Source organism: Actinoallomurus sp. NPDC050550 (assembly GCF_040655075.1).
Classification (GTDB): Bacteria; Actinomycetota; Actinomycetes; order Streptosporangiales; family Streptosporangiaceae; genus Actinoallomurus.
The window spans coordinates 103462-121143 of record NZ_JBFAJC010000015.1; the positions used below are offsets into that span (position 1 = coordinate 103462).

At 73.5% G+C, this 17682-nt stretch carries 17 protein-coding genes; 11 read left to right on the forward strand and 6 right to left on the reverse strand.

The genetic code is table 11. The features are described from left to right. Positions 1–3 precede the first annotated feature (3 nt). From AB0I04_RS22015 to AB0I04_RS22030, 4 genes are all read left to right on the forward strand, one after another. Positions 4–819, forward strand: a complete 816-nt coding sequence (locus AB0I04_RS22015) for a heavy metal-binding domain-containing protein (protein WP_360887137.1) — start codon at positions 4–6, stop codon at positions 817–819. Between the two features lie 13 nt (positions 820–832). Next, on the forward strand, positions 833–1222 hold the full coding sequence (locus tag AB0I04_RS22020; RefSeq protein ID WP_360887139.1) for a hypothetical protein: 390 nt from the start codon (positions 833–835) through the stop codon (positions 1220–1222). A gap of 110 nt (positions 1223–1332) precedes the next feature. Then, complete coding sequence (locus tag AB0I04_RS22025; protein ID WP_345439165.1) at positions 1333–2175, forward strand: M55 family metallopeptidase; 843 nt, start codon at positions 1333–1335, stop codon at positions 2173–2175. Positions 2176–2324: 149 nt separating this feature from the next. Further along, positions 2325–2852, forward strand: a complete 528-nt coding sequence (locus AB0I04_RS22030; protein ID WP_360887141.1) for a YbaK/EbsC family protein — start codon at positions 2325–2327, stop codon at positions 2850–2852. A 10-nt stretch (positions 2853–2862) separates the two neighbouring features. Here AB0I04_RS22030 and AB0I04_RS22035 read toward each other — a convergent pair whose 3' ends face one another. Further along, on the reverse strand, positions 2863–4332 hold the full coding sequence (locus AB0I04_RS22035) for a hypothetical protein (protein ID WP_360887142.1): 1470 nt from the start codon (positions 4330–4332) through the stop codon (positions 2863–2865). 168 nt (positions 4333–4500) lie between these two features. On the opposite strand from AB0I04_RS22035, the gene AB0I04_RS22040 reads away from it, so the two are divergent. The 7 genes from AB0I04_RS22040 (at position 4501) to AB0I04_RS22070 (ending at position 13245) form a co-directional block, all read left to right on the forward strand. Beyond that, entirely contained in the window at positions 4501–5331 is an 831-nt protein-coding gene (locus AB0I04_RS22040; protein ID WP_360887143.1) for a serine/threonine-protein kinase, read from the forward strand. A gap of 55 nt (positions 5332–5386) precedes the next feature. Beyond that, complete coding sequence (locus AB0I04_RS22045) at positions 5387–7027, forward strand: serine/threonine-protein kinase (protein ID WP_360887144.1); 1641 nt, start codon at positions 5387–5389, stop codon at positions 7025–7027. 30 nt (positions 7028–7057) lie between these two features. Further along, on the forward strand, positions 7058–8662 hold the full coding sequence (locus AB0I04_RS22050) for a serine/threonine-protein kinase (RefSeq protein WP_360887146.1): 1605 nt from the start codon (positions 7058–7060) through the stop codon (positions 8660–8662). Between the two features lie 228 nt (positions 8663–8890). Next, positions 8891–9553: a hypothetical protein gene (locus tag AB0I04_RS22055; protein ID WP_360887149.1), complete on the forward strand. Its 663-nt coding sequence runs from the start codon at positions 8891–8893 to the stop codon at positions 9551–9553. Between the two features lie 61 nt (positions 9554–9614). Next, positions 9615–11303 (forward strand): protein kinase, encoded by a 1689-nt coding sequence (locus AB0I04_RS22060; RefSeq protein ID WP_360887152.1) that lies wholly within the window; start codon positions 9615–9617, stop codon positions 11301–11303. Positions 11304–11503: 200 nt separating this feature from the next. Then, positions 11504–12283 (forward strand): electron transfer flavoprotein subunit beta/FixA family protein, encoded by a 780-nt coding sequence (locus AB0I04_RS22065; RefSeq protein WP_360887155.1) that lies wholly within the window; start codon positions 11504–11506, stop codon positions 12281–12283. Between the two features lie 11 nt (positions 12284–12294). Beyond that, positions 12295–13245 carry an electron transfer flavoprotein subunit alpha/FixB family protein gene (locus tag AB0I04_RS22070; protein ID WP_360887158.1) on the forward strand — a complete coding sequence of 317 codons (951 nt, stop codon included), beginning with the start codon at positions 12295–12297 and terminating at the stop codon, positions 13243–13245. 53 nt (positions 13246–13298) lie between these two features. Here the strand turns inward: AB0I04_RS22070 and AB0I04_RS22075 are convergent, their stop codons facing one another. Genes AB0I04_RS22075 through AB0I04_RS22095 form a run of 5 tightly spaced genes read right to left on the reverse strand, consistent with a single transcriptional unit; the run spans position 13299 to position 17668 of the window. Further along, on the reverse strand, positions 13299–14156 hold the full coding sequence (locus AB0I04_RS22075; protein WP_360887161.1) for a biotin-dependent carboxyltransferase family protein: 858 nt from the start codon (positions 14154–14156) through the stop codon (positions 13299–13301). Then, positions 14153–14767, reverse strand: coding sequence for an allophanate hydrolase subunit 1 (locus AB0I04_RS22080; protein WP_360887443.1), 615 nt, complete (start codon positions 14765–14767; stop codon positions 14153–14155). Before AB0I04_RS22080 ends, AB0I04_RS22075 begins: the two co-directional genes overlap by 4 nt. Positions 14768–14778: 11 nt before the next feature. Next, positions 14779–15540 (reverse strand): 5-oxoprolinase subunit PxpA, encoded by a 762-nt coding sequence (locus tag AB0I04_RS22085; protein WP_360887164.1) that lies wholly within the window; start codon positions 15538–15540, stop codon positions 14779–14781. A gap of 2 nt (positions 15541–15542) precedes the next feature. Next, positions 15543–16388 (reverse strand): putative hydro-lyase, encoded by an 846-nt coding sequence (locus tag AB0I04_RS22090; protein WP_360887167.1) that lies wholly within the window; start codon positions 16386–16388, stop codon positions 15543–15545. Then, complete coding sequence (locus AB0I04_RS22095; protein WP_360887170.1) at positions 16385–17668, reverse strand: MFS transporter; 1284 nt, start codon at positions 17666–17668, stop codon at positions 16385–16387. Before AB0I04_RS22095 ends, AB0I04_RS22090 begins: the two co-directional genes overlap by 4 nt. Positions 17669–17682: the final 14 nt, after the last annotated feature.

The following is a 17682-nucleotide window of genomic DNA, read 5'->3' on the forward strand; positions in this document are numbered from 1 at the left end:
GAGATGACCGATCCCGTCGCCCAGGGTGTGCCCGCCGACGCGATGGCCCGGCTCGCCGAGCTGCGCCCCGGCGCGCCCGGCGCGCTGTTCACCAGCGACCTGTCCGTGAACGAGTTCCTGCTCGTCCGCGAGGCCGGATTCCGGCCGCTCGGCCTGGTCCTGGGCAGTTCGATCTACCACGTCGGCATCCAGGTCGGCCGGTGGAGCAAAAATATGGAGCTCGACCAGCTGTCCGGCGCGATGTACCACGCGCGGGAGCTGGCGATGACCCGCATGGAGGCCGAGGCCGACCAGCTCGGCGCCGACGGCATCGTGGGCGTGCGGCTGCAGGTGGAGTTCCGTGACTTCGGCAGCGACATCGCCGAGTTCATCGCGATCGGCACCGCCGTGAAGGCCGACGACACCTCCCAGAACTGGCGCAACAACAAGAACCAGCCGTTCACCTCCGACCTGAACGGCCAGGACTTCTGGACCCTCATCCAGGCGGGCTACGCCCCGCTGGGCATGGTGATGGGCACGTGCGTGTACCACGTCGCGCACCGGCGGCTCACCTCGGTGCTCGGCAGCCTCGGGCAGAACGTCGAGATCCCGGAGTTCACCCAGGCGCTGTACGACGCGCGGGAGCTGGCCATGACCCGTATGCAGGCCGAGGCGCAGGCCCTGCACGCCGAGGGCATCGTCGGGGTGGACCTCGACCAGTTCCACCACCAGTGGGGCGGGCACACGATGGAGTTCTTCGCCATCGGCACCGCCGTACGGCCGCTGCGCGAGGATCACGTCATCGCCAAACCCCAGATGGTGCTCGGGCTGGACCGCTGATTCACTGATGGCCATGGATTTCGACATGGTCGCCGCCGCGCTGCGCCGCGACACCGCCGACGTCGCGACGTACGCCCGCGTGCTCACCGGAACGCTCGCCGACGCGCTGCCGCCCGGCTGCGTGACCGTGGAGCACGAGCGCGGGTTCGCCGACCGCCTGCGGGGCCGCGACGGCCGTGCCCGCCGGGTCGTCGTCCGGCTGGGGGAGCGCACGCTGTTCCTGACCGCCGGAGACGGGCGGCCGGTCGCCGAGATCCATCACGAGGTGCGCGGCGTGGTCCTGTCCCGCGACCAGGTGACGCTCGACGTCTGGGTGCGCACCCTCACCGAGGAGCTCATGGCCCAGGCCCGGGCCGACGCCCGCGCCGCCGAGGCACTGCGCCGCCTGGTCGCGGGCGGTTGACGGTCGCCGGGCGGGCGGTCCTGCCGAAGGGGCGGGCGCCCGGGCCGCAGGGGCGGGCGGTCCTGCCTCCGATGTACGGTCGAGACGCCATCTCGTGAAGGGAGTCGTCAGTGCGGGTGTTCGTCTCGGTCGACATGGAGGGCGTGTCCGGTCTCACCGATCCGGATGAGATGCGGGCCGGCGGGCGCGGGTACGAACGCGGCTGCGAGCTGATGACCGCCGACGCGAACGCCGCGGTGGCCGGGGCGTTCGACGCGGGCGCCGACGACGTGATCGTGACCGACTCGCACGGCAGCACGAAGAACCTCCGGGCCGACCTCATCGACGAGCGGTGCTCGCTGATCCGCGGCCCGTACCGCCCGCTGCGCATGGGGCAGGGCCTCGACACCGCCCACGACGCGGCGATGTTCGTCGGCTACCACGCCCGCGCCGGCGTGCCGCACGGCGTGCTCAACCACACCTGGATGGGCTATGAGATCCAGAACCTCTACCTCAACGGGGAGGTGTGCGGCGAGATCCGGCTGATCGCCGGGCTGGCCGGATCGATGGGCGTGCCGGTCGCGCTCGTGGCGGGCGACGAGGCGGCCTGCGCCGAGGCCCGCGAGGTGCTCGGCGACGTCGAGACGGTCGCGGTGAAGAAGGGCATCGACCGCTACTCCGCGCAGCTTCTGCCGCCCGTCCGCGCCCAGGCCCTGATCCGCGAGGCGGCCGTCCGGGCCCTGGGCGACCTGGGCCGGCGCCGGCCGTACGTCGTGCCGTCCCCGTACACGCTGGGCATCGACTGGGCGTCCACGGCGATGGCGGAGTCGTGCGCGATGATCCCGGGGATCAAGCGGGCCGGCCCCCGCTCGGTGGAGTTCACGACCGACGACTACGCCGAGATCGTCGGTGTCCTCGGCATCATGGCCACGATCGGCGGCAGCGTCGGCTGCACCGGGCAGCACTACGGCTGAGCTCCCACCGAACGGGCCGCACGACGGCTGAGCTCCCACCGAACGGGCCGCACGACGGCTGAGCTCCCACCGAACGGGCCGGCGTCACGGCCGAGCGCGTTGCCGCATCGGGCGGCACCCACGGATCACGGTCGGTAGGGTGGCGTCCCATGTGGGGACTGTCGCTCGAGCCCGCCCTTGACCGTACCGACCTGCTCGCGCCGCCCGTCGTCGAGGCGATCCGCGGGTGGAAGGGTGAGGACGCCTTCCAGGTCACGGAGATCGACCCGGAGCTGGCCGACACCGCCGCGTTCTGCGAGCGGTACGGCGCGCCGCTGGAGACCTCGGCCAACTGCGTGATCGTCGCGGCCAAGCGGGGCGGTGACGTACGGCTCGCCGCCTGCGTCGTGCTCGCCACCACCCGCGCCGACGTCAACGGCGTCGTCCGGCGCCGCTTGGACGCGCGGAAGGCGTCCTTCGCGCCGCAGGAGCAGGCCGTCGCCGAGGCCGGCATGGAGTACGGCGGCATCACGCCGTTCGGCCTGCCCGCCGACTGGCCGGTGCTCGTCGACCGGGCCGTCGTCGACACCCCGTACGTCGTCGTCGGCAGCGGTGTGCGGCGCTCCAAGCTGGTCGTCCCCGGGGCGGCGCTCGCGGGGATCGAGCAGAGCGAGGTCATCGAGGGTCTCGCCCGCTGAGGACGCGGGCTCAGCGCTGCGGCGAGAACCAGGGCGGAACGTAGACCACCCAGCCGTGGCCGAGTCCCGACAGGGGATGGGCGACCCAGGAGGCGGCGTACCGGGGCGGCGGCGTGCCGTGAGACAGGATGCCGGTGGGTGCCCGGCGGGCGCGATCGAGGAAGTCGGCCACGGTCGTCGACTTCAGGATCCCGCTCGTCGCCGCGGTCCCGCAGCCGAGGTAGAGGGCGACCGGCACCGAGCGCGGCCCGGCGAGAAGGCAGGGGCGACGCAACCCCAGATGCCTCAGCGTCGCGGCGCCGCGGACGTACGTGAGGCGCTGGGCCGCGTTGTCGCGCGTCTCCCATGACAGGAGCAGCACCTGCGAACCGACCTGCGCGAGGACGACCACCGATGCCAATACGGCCAGCGGCAGTCGCAGTCGCGGAACGGCGGCCGGCAGCCTGACCAGGCACTCCGCGACGGGCAACGCCAGCAGCGCGTAGACGGGCAGCAGGAACCGCGGTGCCGCATACCCCAGGAGCAGCAGGTACGGCACGGACGCGGAGATGCCGCAGGCGACGGCGACGGCGGCCGGCCCGGCGGCGCGGGCACGGGCCGCCAGGATCAGCCCGCCGACGACGAGCAGGGGAACCGCCGGCCACCACAGGGTCAGCGTGGGGTGCTCGGCGCCGCCCCCGCAGGGGCGGCAGAGCAGTGGCCCGTTGACGGCGTACAGCTCGTACAGCACACCTCGTGGATGCCAGGCGATGCCGCCCTCGATGGCGCTGGACGTCCTCAGCCGTTCCAAGGGCCCGCCGTATCGCAGGTACGCCTCGACGATCCACTGTGCGGCGCCGAGCGCGAGCCCCGCCACGAGGGCGACGAGCAGAGCGGGGCGTCGCCACCGGCGGACCGCCATCGCCACGATCGGCAACGGCAGCGCGATCCACGCCGCGTCTCCCGGCCGCATGAGTGTCACGACGGCCGCCGCGGCGATCACTCCGAGGAGGGCGGCCCGCCCGCCGGCGACGGCGTAGCGGACGAACCATCCGACCAGTGCGACTCCGCCGACGGCGACCCAGAAGTTCGGGATGACCTCCGACGCGTAGTAGCCGGTGACCCAGAGCCCGGTGAAGAGCAGTGCCGCCAGTGGGACGACCGCTTTGCGGGATGTCAGCGCCAGCCAGGGCCAGTAGGCGAGCACGACCGCGGTGGCGCCGATGACCGCGAGGTACGCGCGCAGCACCGTGAGCGACGCGGTCATCCAGACGACCGGCGCGATCAGGTACGTGATGCCGCGTGCCCGCGGCGCGTCGAAGAAGGCCGCCGGGACCCGCGGGCTGACCTGGGTGATGTACAGCGCCTCGTCCCAGCCGACGTCGCCGTGGCGTACGACCACGGCGAACTCGACCGCCGCGAGAAGCACGGCCACGGCGATCAGCCATGCGGCCGGACGCCGTATCAGGTCGCGCGGCTTCGGCATCGCCCATGCGGTCACCGCACTACCACCCCGATCATTCCCGCCCCTTCCGCCGAGCGACGGCCGAATCTGTCCTAATCTGCACACATTTGTGGGTATCGGTGATCCGAGGGTGGCCGACGGGTGAACGGCGGCCCTCCGACGATGGTCGCATCGCACTCGCGGCCAACCTGGAACCTTCGCACCGTGATCCGCGTCAAAACCGGCATGAACGTGTCGGGGCTTGCGCCGCTGGGCTCGTACGAGCTGCTGGAGCAGGTGGGTGAGGGGGCCACGTCCGTGGTGTACCGCGCCATGGACCGTTTCGGGCGGACGGTCGCGGTGAAGGAGCCGCGCCGTGAGGTCGCGCACGATCCGGCCGTGCGCCGCCGCCTGAGGCGTGAGGCCCGCACGATGGCCCGGGTGCGCAGCCCGTACGTCGCCGAGGCGCTAGACGCCTGCCTGGACGGCGAACGCCCCTACCTGGTCACGGAGTACGTCGCGGGCGTGCCCCTGCGGGATCTCGTGACGATGTACGGGCCGCTGTGGGAGGAGGCGCTGTGGGGCTTCGCCGGCCGGTTCGCGCAGGGCGTGGCGGCGGTGCACGGGGCCGGTGTGCTGCACCGGGACCTCAAGCCCGGCAACGTCATGGTCGTGGGCGGGATCCCGAAGATCATCGACTTCGGGATCGCGCAGGAGACGGGGGCCGAGCAGGTCACGCAGCCGGGCGTGCTGACCGGGACGCCGGGCTACGTCGCGCCCGAGCTGATCGACGGCGGTCGCTGCAGCGAGGCGTCCGACGTGTTCTCCTGGGCCGCGACGGTCGCGTTCGCGGCGACGGGCCGCCCGCCGTTCGGCGCGGGGTCGCTGCACGGCATCTGCTTCCGGGTATTGCGGGGCGCCGCCGACCTGGACGGCGTTCCGGAGCGCCTGCTGCTGCTGCTGCGCCACGCCCTGGTCCGCGACCCCGCCGCGCGGCCTGCCGCGTCGTGGCTGGTGGACCGCCTCACCGAGCGGAGACCGGTCTCCGCGGCCTGACCGGTTCCGCGGGAATTCCATGAGGAAACACATGCCCAGGTATCGTGACGGATCTATGGAGGGGGTAGAGACGTCCGGGGAGAGCATCGGCCGATATCGCCTACTCGAGAAGATCGGGGAAGGCGGGATGGGGGTCGTGCACCTGGCCGCCGACCCCATGGGCCGCAAGGTCGCCGTGAAGGTCCTGCGGCCCGGGGTGGCGACGGACCAGACGGCGTTGCGCCGGCTGGCCCGTGAGGTCGACTCCATGCGCCGGGTGCACAGCCCGCACGTCGCGGAGATCGTCGACGCGGACGTCACCGCCGAGCCGCCCTATGTCGTCACGCAGTACGTCCCCGGCCGCACGCTGGATGAGTTCGTGCGCGACAACGGGCCGCTGCGCGGGGACCGGCTGCAGCGGCTGGCGAGGGGGCTGGCCTCCGCGCTGGCCGCCATCCACGATGCCGGCATCGTCCACCGGGACCTCAAGCCGGGCAACGTCATGTTCCAGGAGAACGGCGAGCCGGTCGTCATCGACTTCGGCATCGCGCAGGGGGTCGACGCCACCCGGCTGACCGCGACCGGGCTCGTCATCGGCACGCCCGGCTTCCTCGCCCCGGAGATCATCGAGGGGGACGACGCCGGCGCGCCCGCGGACGTGCACGCCTGGGCGGGCACGCTCGCCTTCGCCGCGACCGGGCGGGCGCCGTTCGGCGGCGGCACGTTCGAGTCGATCTTCTACAAGATCATGGAGGGCCGGCCGGACCTGGAAGGCGTGCCCGAGCCGCTGCTGCCGCTCGTCCGCGCGGCCATGGCGCGCAACCCCGCCGAGCGGCCGACCGCGCACGCCCTCGTGCAGCTCGCCCAGCGGATCGACGTCAACAGCACCCTGGTCGACCCGCCGTCGACCCAGACCAAGCGGCTCACCGCCGTCTCGGCACCGCCACCGCCGCGCCCGGCCAACCCGCGCGACTTCAGGGGGCAGCTGCCACCGGCGCCGCCACCTCCTCCGCCGCAGCAGCCGTACGCCTCGTCCCCGTACGGGCCGCCCGGGCAGCAGCCGCCGCCGGCGCGGTACGAACAGCGTCCCCCGAAACCGCCGCGGCCCGACGAGCCGAAGCCGTACGGCGTCTACCGCTTCCTGAGCCTGCTGCTCCTCGTCGGAGCGGTGGGGCTGGCCGTGGTGACGCCCGCCATCGCGTTGATCGTCGTGCTGCTCGCCCTGCTGGTCCTGCGGACCGCCGACCGCGGCGCTCAGGATCTCACGTCCAAGCGGACCCGGCGCGGGCCGCGATCGGGCGACATCGCCGCGGTGATCGTCAAGTCGCCGTTCTCGGCGGTCCGGGCGGCGCTGGGCATGCTGCTGGTCAGCCCACTGGCGATCATTGCCGGCGTCATCGTGCTGCTGATCGGGCTCGGCGCGAAGGCCGGGCTGACGATCCCCCGGGCGGTGGCGCTCGCCACGGCCGCGTTCGTGATCGTCCAGTGCCTCGGGCCGGGCAGCGAGCCCGCGCGGCGTCAGCTCGCCCGTGTCTGGGGGGCCGTCCTCCCGAGGAGAACGCAGGCCCTGGTCGCCCTGGCCGTCATCGGATTCGTCGTCTTCCTGCTCGTGTCGTTCGCGCTCGGCCAGACACCGGACCTGCGGCCGTTCGACTTCCCGGCGCTTACGAGCAGCCTGCGCAGCCTGCGATCCGGCCTCCGCGACCTGCTCGGCTGACCCGGGACGCCCCGACAAGGAAAGAACCGAATGCCAGTGGAGGACGCCGAGGTGCAGAAGGTGGGCCCGTACCGCCTGACGGCGACCCTCGGTGAAGGCGGCATGGGCGTGGTCCACCGGGCCGTCGACGACGCCGGCCGCGAGGTGGCCCTGAAGGTCCTGCGGGCGGAGTACGCCGAGGACGCCACCTTCCGGCGGCGGCTCGCCCGCGAGGTCGACACGATGCGGCGGGTGCGCAGCCCGTACGTCGCCGAGGTCCTCGACGCGGACGTCGCCGCCGAACGCCCCTACATCGTCACCCGGTTCATCGACGGCCACCCGCTCGACGGCGTCATCCGGGCGGCCGGGCCGCTGTCCGGCGGCCCGCTGGCGCGCGTGGCGGCCGGCCTCGCCGAGGCGCTGACCGCCGTCCACGGCGCCGGCGTCGTCCACCGGGACCTCAAGCCGAACAACGTCATGATGGTCGAGGGCGCGCCGGTCGTCATCGACTTCGGCATCGCGCACGCGATGGACGCCACCCGGCTCACCCAGACCGGCATGGTCGTCGGCACACCCGGCTACCTCGGCCCGGAGATCATCGACGGCAAGCCCCCCGGCCCCGCCGTCGACGTGTACGGGTGGGGGGCGACCGTCGCGTTCGCCGCCACCGGGCGGGCGCCGTTCGGCGGCGGGTCCATCGAGGCGGTGCTGGTTCGCATCCTGTCCGGCAACCCCGACCTGAACGGCGTGCCCCCGTCCCTCGAGCCCCTGCTGCGTGAGGCGCTCGCCCGCGATCCGGAGGACCGGCCCTCGGCGGTGGAGCTCGTCGAATGGGTCCGCGCCCTCGACCTCGGCGCGCCACCGACGATCGCCCCCACCGCCCTCGGCCCGGCCGTCGCGCCGCCCGATGCCGCCGGGGCTTCCGCGGGCGCCGGCTCCGTTGCGGCGGCCCACGGTCCCGCCGGAGCCTCGCGGAGCCGGCCCGGGACGTCTCAGGGGGGTGTTCCCCCGGTCCCGGCGAGCCCGCCCCCCGGGACGGCGCCCCCTTCCGCGACGCCGCGCGTGGCGCTGGGCTGGTACAAGCTGCTCGCCTACCTGGCGATCGTCACGGCCGTGGCGGTCTGTGCCGTCGCCCCCGTCGTCGCCCTGCCGGTGGTGGTGGCGGCCGTCTGGTACCTGCGGGCGGGGGACTCGGCCGTCCGCTCCCGGCGGGTGCCGGTACGCGGGGCCGAAGACCTGGTCCTCGTTCCCTTCCGTGTGCCCGGATCCCTGGGGCGGTCGACCGGGACGCTGATCCCCGCCCTGCTCTGCTCCGCCCTGGCGGCGGCCGTGACCGGGCTCGCGCTGCTCGTCTGGACCGCCACCCACGACGAGCAGTGGCCCGACGCCGTCACCCGGTGGAGCGCGGCGGCGTTCGCCTGGGTGATCCTCGCGGGGCCCGGCGTCATGGCTCCGCGGCGCCAGCTGGTCCGCCTGCTCTCGGCGGTGGCCCAGAGCCCGCGCCACGCCACCGCGGTCGGTTTCTTCCTCGCCGGCGTCGCCTCCCTCGCGGCGGCGGCCGGGTGGGCACTGAGGCCACGCTGGTGGCCGATCGGCGACCGGGCCGGCGTCCTGGTCCAGCTCACCGAACGGATCTCCACGCTGCTGCACCGGTGACGCGCGGACCGCGGGCTCGCGGGGTTTCGCCGAGACCGCCCGCCAGATGCCGCCGGCAGGTGCTCGGCGAAAGTGCGCGGCGCCGGTCGCATCACGCCGGAGGCACCCGCGCGGCGCGGTAGTGTGGCGTTGCCTTTGACACGTCCGCCCGATGCGGGGACCACAGCGACATTCCGAGGAGGGAACGGCGTTCCTCCGGCCCGGCGGCCGGGGCCACGCCGCGCGCCGATGACGTGGGATGACACCTCCGGGGCCGTCTCCGAGCGGCCGCTCGCGGCCGACGAGACCGTCGACGCCGTCGTCGAAGGCTGGTCACGCCTCTTCGCGTACCTCGTCGTCGCGATCGTCTTCGGACTCAGCGTCATCATGCCGTTCTTCGGGCTGCTGCTGGCGCTCGCGTGCGCGTCCTACCTACGTGCCGGGCAGGTGCACGCGCGGCGGCACCACCGCGGACTGTTGCGGCTCGTGGTCGGCCCGCTGACCGCACCCCTCGACCTCGTCCGCGGCTTCGCCGGGACGCTCCTCACCGTGCCGTACGCCGCGGTGTTCGCGGTCGCCGTGCCGATGGCCATCATGGCCACGTCGGCGATCGGCGTTCAGGTCGCTCCACTGGTGGGGGCGGCCTGGGGCGCCGGAGCCGCGGCGTACGTCCTGCTCGCGGCGCCGGGCGTGCGGGTGCCACGCCGTCACCTGGTCCAGGTGTTCACCGCGCTGGCGAACGGGCCACGCCGGATCGCCGTGGTCGGAGCGGTGCTGTGCGTCCTGACGCTCGCCGTCCTCGCCGCCGCGATCGTGCTGAAACCGACCTTCGCCCCCATGTACGAGCTGGAGAACTCCATCGCCCAGGAGCTGTCCCGCTTCCAGGACTCGATCCAGCAGCGCGTGTCGTGACGGCGGGTCCGCCGGGCCGACATTTACGATCATGCGGTACCCGTCCACCGCGGAACCCCCCATGACGTCCCTGCGCGAGAGTCTCGGCCCGTACCGGCTCCTGGAGGAGATCGGTGTCGGTGGCATGGGCGAGGTGCACCTCGCGCTGACCCCGGACCGCCGCACGGTCGCGGTGAAGATCCTCCACCCGGCGGTCGCCCGCGACGCGCTGGCCCGCCGGCGGCTCGAACGCGAGGTCTCGACGATGCGGCGGGTGCGCAGCGCGTACGTCGCCGAGGTCGTGGACGCCGACTTCGCCGGGCGCCGGCCGTACATCGTCACCGAGTACGTCCAGGGCCGTTCCCTCGACCTCCGCGTGCGCGCCGAGGGGCCGTTGCGCGGCGGGGCGCTGCTGATGGTGGCGCGGGGGCTGGCCCGCGCCCTGCACGTGATCCACGCGGCGGGGGTCGTCCACCGGGACCTGAAGCCGGCCAACGTGATCCTCGTCGACCGCGATCCGGTCGTCATCGACTTCGGCCTGGCGCACGTGCTGGACGCGACGCGGCTGACGCGCACGGGGACGGCGATGGGCACGCCCGGATACCTCGCGCCGGAGATCCTCGACGGGGAGCGGGCGGGGCCGGCCGCCGACGTCTTCTCGTGGGCGGGGACGGTCGCGTTCGCGGCCACCGGCCGGTCGCCGTACGGTCCGGGGCCCGCGCAGGCGATCTTCTCTCGCGTGCTCCGGGGCCGGCACGACCTGCGCGGCGTCCCGGGCGAGTTGCGGGCGACGCTGGAGGCGGCGCTTTCGCTAGATCCGGAGTCGCGCCCCGGGACCGGCGATCTCCTCGAGGTGCTCGCCGCCCTCAGGGGCCGCCCGAGGCCCGTTGCCGCGCCCCGGCGGCCTTCGGCGGAGCGCGGCCCGGCGCCACGCGCCCGGACACCGGGCGAAAGCCCATCGGACGACCGGCCGCAGGGCGCAAGGACACCGGGCGGAAGGGGCGCCGGGGCACCAGGCGCCGGGACACAGGCCGGCGGGCCGGCGGCCGGCGGTCTGCCGGACGAGCGGTCGCCGGGGGACCGCGCGCCGGGGGACCGCGTGCTGGGCGGCAGCCTGCCGGACGAGCGGTCGCCGGATGAGCGGTCGCCGGGTGAGCGCGCGCAGCAGGGCAGGGCGGGCGACGGCCGTGGCCTGCGGGGAACCGACCGCCCGGCCCGCGAGGGCGTCCCCGCCCCGGCGGCGGACGGCGGCCTGGTGGAGGAGCCCGCCGAGCCGCCTCGCCGGCTGCCGGGGCGGCTGTTGCGCGGAATCCTCGCGCTGGCCGTTCCCGCGGCCTGCTACGCACTGCCGGTCCTGGCCGTGGCGGCGATCCTGTCGGGCTCCGCCGCCGGGTACACCTGGGACGCGATCGCCCGTGCCCGCCGCCGGACGGCGGCGAAGGTGGGCCGGCTGGCACGGCTGCGGGCCGGTCTCGGCGCACTGGTCGCGGTCCCGGCGCAGACGGTGATCCGGCTGATCGCCCTGCTCGTGGCGCTGGTCGTCGGCTACGCCGCGGTGCTGGCGGTCACCTGGTGGTCCGTCGTGCCGCGCGAACGGGCCCTCGCGCTTCCGCTCGGCGTGCTGGCGGTCGTGGCGAGTGTCCTGCGCGCCCGTTACGCGAGTGAGCGCCGTGCGACGCGTCTGGTCGTGGCCGTTCTCGGGGCCGGGGCGCTGGCGCTGGTGGCCGTCGGGATCCCGTTTCCGGCATGGTGGCCGCTCACGGCGCCGTGAGCCGGGGGTGCGGAGTTTGCGCGCTCGCTACTCGTGGGTAACATCGGGGGCGATGCATGAGACGCCCCCGAGGCCGAATCACCTTCGGGTGTTTGGCAGGCTAAGGGCGTCGTACGCATCAGCCCGCGTCGCCCGCAGGGACGGCGCCCGTCGTGCCGGAGGAGCGCGTAGATGAAGTGTGCAGGGAGGGCGGACACCATATGAACATCGTCGTCTGCGTGAAGCAGGTCCCCGACACGGCGACCGAACGCAAGCTGCGGTCCGACGACAAGACCCTCGACCGTGAGGCGGCGGACGTCGTCATCAACGAGCTCGACGAGTACGCCGTCGAGGAGGCCTTGACGATCAAAGAGGCCCACGGCGGCGAGGTGACCGTCCTCACCATGGGGCCGGAGAGGGCGTCGGAGTCGATCCGCAAGGCCCTGGCCATGGGCGCCGACAAGGCGGTCCACGTGTCGGACGAGGCGCTGCACGGCTCGGACGCGCTGTCGACCTCGTACGCGCTCGCCCAGACGCTGAAGAAGATCGGCTTCGACCTCGTCATCCTCGGCTCGGAGTCGACCGACGCCCGTACGGGCGTGCTGGCCGCGATGCTGTCCGAGCGGCTCGGTGTCCCGCAGGTGACGCTCGCCAACAAGGTGGAGATCGACGGGTCCGCCCTCAAGGCGCAGCGGCTGACCGACTACGGCTTCGACCGCGTCGAGGCGAGCCTGCCCGCCGTGGTGAGCGTCGTCGAGAAGATCAACGAGCCGCGTTACCCCTCCTTCAAGGGGATCATGGCGGCGAAGAAGAAGCCGGTCGAGAAGCTCGCCGTCGCGGACGCCGAGATCGACGCCGCCAAGGTCGGGCTCGCCGGAGCCTCGACCGAGGTCGTCGACTTCGCCGACGCGCCACCGCGCGAGAAGGGCCAGATCGTCAAGGACGAGGGCGACGGCGGCGTGAAGGTCGCCGAGTTCCTCGCGTCCAAGAAGTTCATCTGAGAGGCGGGGAAATGGCGGAGATTCTCGTCCTCGTCGACCATGTCGACGGAGAGGTCAAGAAGGTCACCTTCGAGCTGCTGACGCTCGCGCGCCGGCACGGCGACGCCGCGGCGGTATGGATCGGCCCGGGTTACGAAGGCGCCAAGGACAAGCTCGCCGAGTACGGCGCGGCCAAGGTCTACGTCGCCGCCGACGAGGAGCTGACCTCCTACGTCGTCGCGCCCAAGGCCGAGCTGCTGGCGCAGCTGGTGGCGGACAGGTCGCCGGCCGCGGTGCTCGTGGCCGCGACGGGCGAGGGCAAGGAGGTCGCGGGTCGCCTCGCGGTCAAGATCGACTCGGGCGTGCTCACCGACGTCGTCGACGTCGCGGACGGGTTCGTCGGCGAGCACTCGATCTTCGGCGGCGCGATCGTCTCGCACGCCAAGGTGTCGAAGGGCACGCCGATCATCGCGGTACGCCCGAACTCCACCGCTCCCGAGGCCGCGCCGTCGACCCCGGCGGAGGAGCAGGTGTCGGTGACGCTGTCCGACGCGGCCAAGGCCGCCAAGGTCGTCGAGAAGGTCGTCCAGGAGAAGGGCGAGCGGCCCGAGCTGACCGAGGCCGCGATCGTGGTCTCCGGTGGCCGCGGCGTCGGCGGCGCCGACAACTTCAAACTCATCGAGGAGCTGGCCGACTCGCTCGGCGCGGCCGTCGGCGCCTCGCGCGCCGCGACCGACGCCGGCTGGTACCCGCACACTTTCCAGGTGGGCCAGACCGGTAAGACGGTGTCGCCGCAGCTGTACATCGCGGTCGGCATCTCCGGCGCCATCCAGCACCGGGCCGGCATGCAGACCTCGAAGACGATCATCGCCATCAACAAGGACCCCGAGGCGCCGATCTTCGAGCTGGTCGACTACGGCGTGGTCGGCGACCTGTTCCAGGTCGCCCCGCAGCTCACCGAAGAGATCACCAAGCGCAAGTAGGTCTGCTTGGCGGACGCCCCGGCGGTACGGCCGGGGCGTCTCTCGTTTCGGGCTCAGCCCGGCCGGGTGAGCCGGAAACGGATGCGCCCGCCCGGCCGGGCCTGCGCGGCGAGGTGCAGGTCGGCCTCGGCGACCACCCCGATGACCGGGTAGCCGCCGGTGAGGGGATGGTCGGCGAGGAACAGGACGGGCTGCCCGGCGGGCGGCACCTGCAACGCGCCCGGCACCATCGCCTCCGGGTCCAGTTCGCGGACCGCGCGTCGCCGTAGGACGGGCCCACGAAGCCGGATGCCGACACGGTTGCTGTCCACCGACACCTCGTACGGTGCGGAGCACAGCGCGGTGAGGGCCTCGGGAGCGAACCAGTCGTCGCGGGGACCGGGCACCACGGACAGCACCGGCTCTTCCGGGCGGCGCGGTTGCGGCGCGAGGTCCACGGTGATCCGGCCCTCGGCCTGCCCGCCGATCGGCAGGACCCGGCCCGGCGCCAGCGGTGGCGGCCCGAGACCCGACAGCACGTCCGTGGCCCGCGAGCCGAGCACCGGCGGGACGTCGACGCCTCCGCGGACGGCCAGGTAGGTCCGCAGGCCGTCGGCCGGCGCGCCGACCCGGACCTCGTCGCCGGCCCGCACGTGGACCGGTGCGAACATGCCGGCCGCCCGCCCGGCCACGCGCACCGGGCACGACGCGCCGGCGAACGCGATCACCGTCGCCCGGCGGAACCGGGCCACCAGCCCGCCGAAGGTCAACTCGACCCCGGCGGCACCCTCCCGGTTGCCGACCAGGCGGTTCGCCAGCCGCAGGCTCCGCCGGTCGGCCGCCCCGGACTCGCCGACGCCGATCTCGGCCAGGCCCGGACGCCCCAGGTCCTGGACCGTGGCGAACGGGCCGGGGGAGACGATCTCGATCACGTGGGAACCTCCACGAACCGGACGCGGGTGCCGGACCGCAGCAGCATCGGCGGATCCCGTTCCAGATCCCACACCGGCAGGTCGGTGTGGCCGATGATGCGCCAGCCGCCGGGGGACGGACGCGGATAGATACCGGTGAACCGGTCGGCGACCGCGACCGCGCCGGTCGGCACCGCCGTACGGGGGGTGTCGTGGCGCGGCGCGCGCAGGGTCGGCGGTAGCCCGGCGATATAGGCGAAACCGGGGGAGAAACCGCAGAACGCCACGGTGTGCTCCGCCGCCGTGTGCCGGTCGATGACGTCCCGCTCGGTCAGGCCGGTCAGGTCGGCGAGCTCCGCCAGGTCCGGCCCGTCGTAGCGGACCGGCACCGTCACCGTGTCCACGACATGCGGGCCGGACACGGCGACCGCCCGGCCGCCGATCTCCGCGCTCAACCGGCTGATGTCGGTGACGGCGGGGTCGTAGCGGAGCAGCACGGTGGAGGCCGCCGGCACCGTCTCCGTCACCCCCTCCGGCGGGTCCCGCCGCAGAGAGTCGCACAGGCCCGGAACCCGGGCCGGGTCGGAGGGCTCGACCAGTACGGCCCGCTCGCCGCAGCGGAGCACCCGCATGCCGGGCCCGCTCATGTGAACGGGAGCACGTCGACACCCGCGGCGTGCAGGCCCTCACGGACCCGGCTCGCCAGCGCGCCGGCGCCCGGCGTGTCCCCGTGCACACAGATCGAGCGCGGCGCCACCGTCACCGTCGTGCCGTCCACCCCCGCCACCGTGCCCTCGACGGCCATCCGGACCGACCGGGCGACGACCTCGTCGGCATCGTCGACGACCGCCCCGGGCAGACGACGCGACACCAGACGCCCGTCCGAGCGGTAGGCGCGGTCGGCGAATCCTTCGGTGCTCAGGGCCAGCCCCGCCGCCGCGGCGAGGTCGAGCCACCGCGAGCCGCGGGGACCCAGCACCGTGAGGGCGGGGTCGAAGCGGCGCACCGCCTCGACGACCGCGGCGGCCTGGGAGCCGTCGGAGACGATGGTGTTGTACAGCGCCCCGTGCGGCTTGACGTAGCGGACCCGGTCGCCGGCGGCGCGGGCGAACGCGTCGAGGGCGCCGATCTGGTAGACCACGTCGTCGACGAGGTCGTCCGCCTCGACGTCGATCCGCCGCCGGCCGAAGCCGACGAGGTCGCGGTAGCCGACGTGGGCGCCGATCCGAACACCACGGGCGACCGCGCGCTCACAGGCGCGCCGCATCGTGGGCGGGTCGCCGGCGTGGAACCCGCAGGCGATGTTGGCGCTGGTGACGACGTCGAGCAGGGCGTCGTCGTCGCTCTTCCAGACGCCGAACCCCTCACCGAGGTCGGCGTTGAGGTCGATCACGCGATCCGGCATCCTCACCCCTCGGCCCACAGGGTCTGCTGAGAGACATCGGTGATGAACATGTGCCCCGGCTTGTGAGTGATGGCGAACGGCAGTCTGGACCGCATGAGGGCGGCCTGCGGCGTCACACCGCAGGCCCAGAAGACCGGCACCTCGCCGGCCCGGATGTCGACGGCATCGCCGAAGTCGGGCTGGGACAGGTCGGTGATGCCCAGCCCCTCCGGGTGGCCGACGTGGATCGGCGCGCCGTGGGCGGCCGGCACCGCCGCGCTCACGCGGACGGCCGTCCCGACCAGCCCGGCCGGGATCGGGCGCATCGACACGACCAGCGGCCCGCGGATGCGTCCGGCGGGCCGGCAGGCCCGGTTCGTCACGTACATCGGCACGTTCCGGCCCTGCTCCACGTGGCGCACCGGGACTCCCGCCCCGGCCAGTGCCGCCTCGAACGTGAAGCTGCAGCCGATGAGGAAGGCGACGAGGTCGTCACGCCACAGGTGCGTCACGTCCTCGGCCTGTTCGGCGGGCCGGCCGTTCCGCCACACCTGGTATCGGGGCAGGTCGGTGCGCAGGTCGGCGCCGGGCGCGAGGACCGTCTCCGGTCGCCCGGGCTCGGTGACGTCCAGCAGCGGGCAGGCCTTCGGGTTGCGCTGCGCGAACAGCAGGAGGTCGTGGGCGTGCTCCTCGGGGACCGCCACGAGGTTGGCCTGGAGGTGACCGGGGGCCCAGCCGGCGGTCGGGGCCACGAACCCGGTGCGGAACCGTGCCCGCGCGGCCGCCGGGTCGGATTCACGGTCGAGTGCGGTGAAGGCGGGCGCCGCGGTGTCGTCCCTCCGCGCGCGGCTTCGGGCGAGGCGGTTCACGACAGCTCCTGCGCACGCGTCTCCGGCAGGCCGAACAGCGCCGCGAAGGCCAGCACGTAGGCCAGCGCGCCGAACGCCATCGCACCGCCGACGCCGTACCGGGTGGCGATGAATCCGATCACCGTGGGGAAGAACGCGCCCACGCCGCGACCCACGTTGTAGGTGAAACCCTGGCCGGTGCCGCGTAGCCGGCCGGGGTACAGCTCCGACAGGAAGGACCCGAATCCGCTGAAGATCGCCGATGAGCAGAAGCCGAGGGGGAACCCGAGGACCAGGATGTAGTCGTTCGCCGAGGCGGGCAGCTGCGTGTACCCCACGATGAGCAGGCCGCTGAGCACGGCGAACAGGCGGATGGTGAGCTTACGGCCGAGCCGGTCCGTGAGGTGACCGCCGGTGAGGTATCCGGCGAACGCCCCGGTGATGAGGAAGGTCAGGTAGGCGCCGGTGCCGACCACCGACAGGTGACGGTCGGTCTTGAGATACGTGGGCACCCAGGTGGCCAGCGTGTAGTAGCCGCCCTGGACACCGGTGCTCATGAGGACCGCGAACACGGTCTTCTTCCGCAGGTCCCGGCCGAAGATCGCGGAGAGGGAGCCGCGGCCTTCCGTGTGCCGCTGTGCGGTGTAGGCCGGGGCGTCGGTGACGCTGCGGCGCACGTAGATCGCCAGCACCGCGGGCAGGGCGCCGGTGATGAAGAGCAGCCGCCAGGCGAGTTTCTCGTCCACCAGGTCGAACACCGCCGTGTAGATCAGGACGGCCGCGCCCCAGCCGACCGCCCAGGCGCCCTGCACCATCGCGACCGCCCGGCCTCGATGGCGCGCCGCCGCGTACTCGGCGACGAGGATCGCTCCGGCCGCCCACTCGCCGCCGAAGCCCAGCCCTTGCAGGGCCCGGAAGACCAGCAGGGTCGGATAGTTCGGTGCCAGCCCGCACAGCGCGGTGCAGACGGCGTAGGCGATCACGGTGACCATGAGGGTCCGCGCGCGGCCGATACGGTCGGCGAGGACGCCGGCCGCGATGCCGCCGAGGGCCGAGAAGACGAGGGTGGCGGTGGCGAGCATGCCGGTCTGCGGCTTGGACAGGCCGAAGCTCGCGGCGATCGCGGTCAGGCCGAGGGGCAGCACCCAGAAGTCGTAGGAGTCCAGGGCGTAGCCGAGGTAGGCACCCTTGAAGGCGCGGCGTCCAGGGGCGCCGAGTGTGCGGTACCAGGCGAACGCCCCGGTGCTCCGGTCTGGCTCTCGCTGGGTGGTCACCGCTTGTGATGCGGACGATGTCGCCATGACATACCTCACCG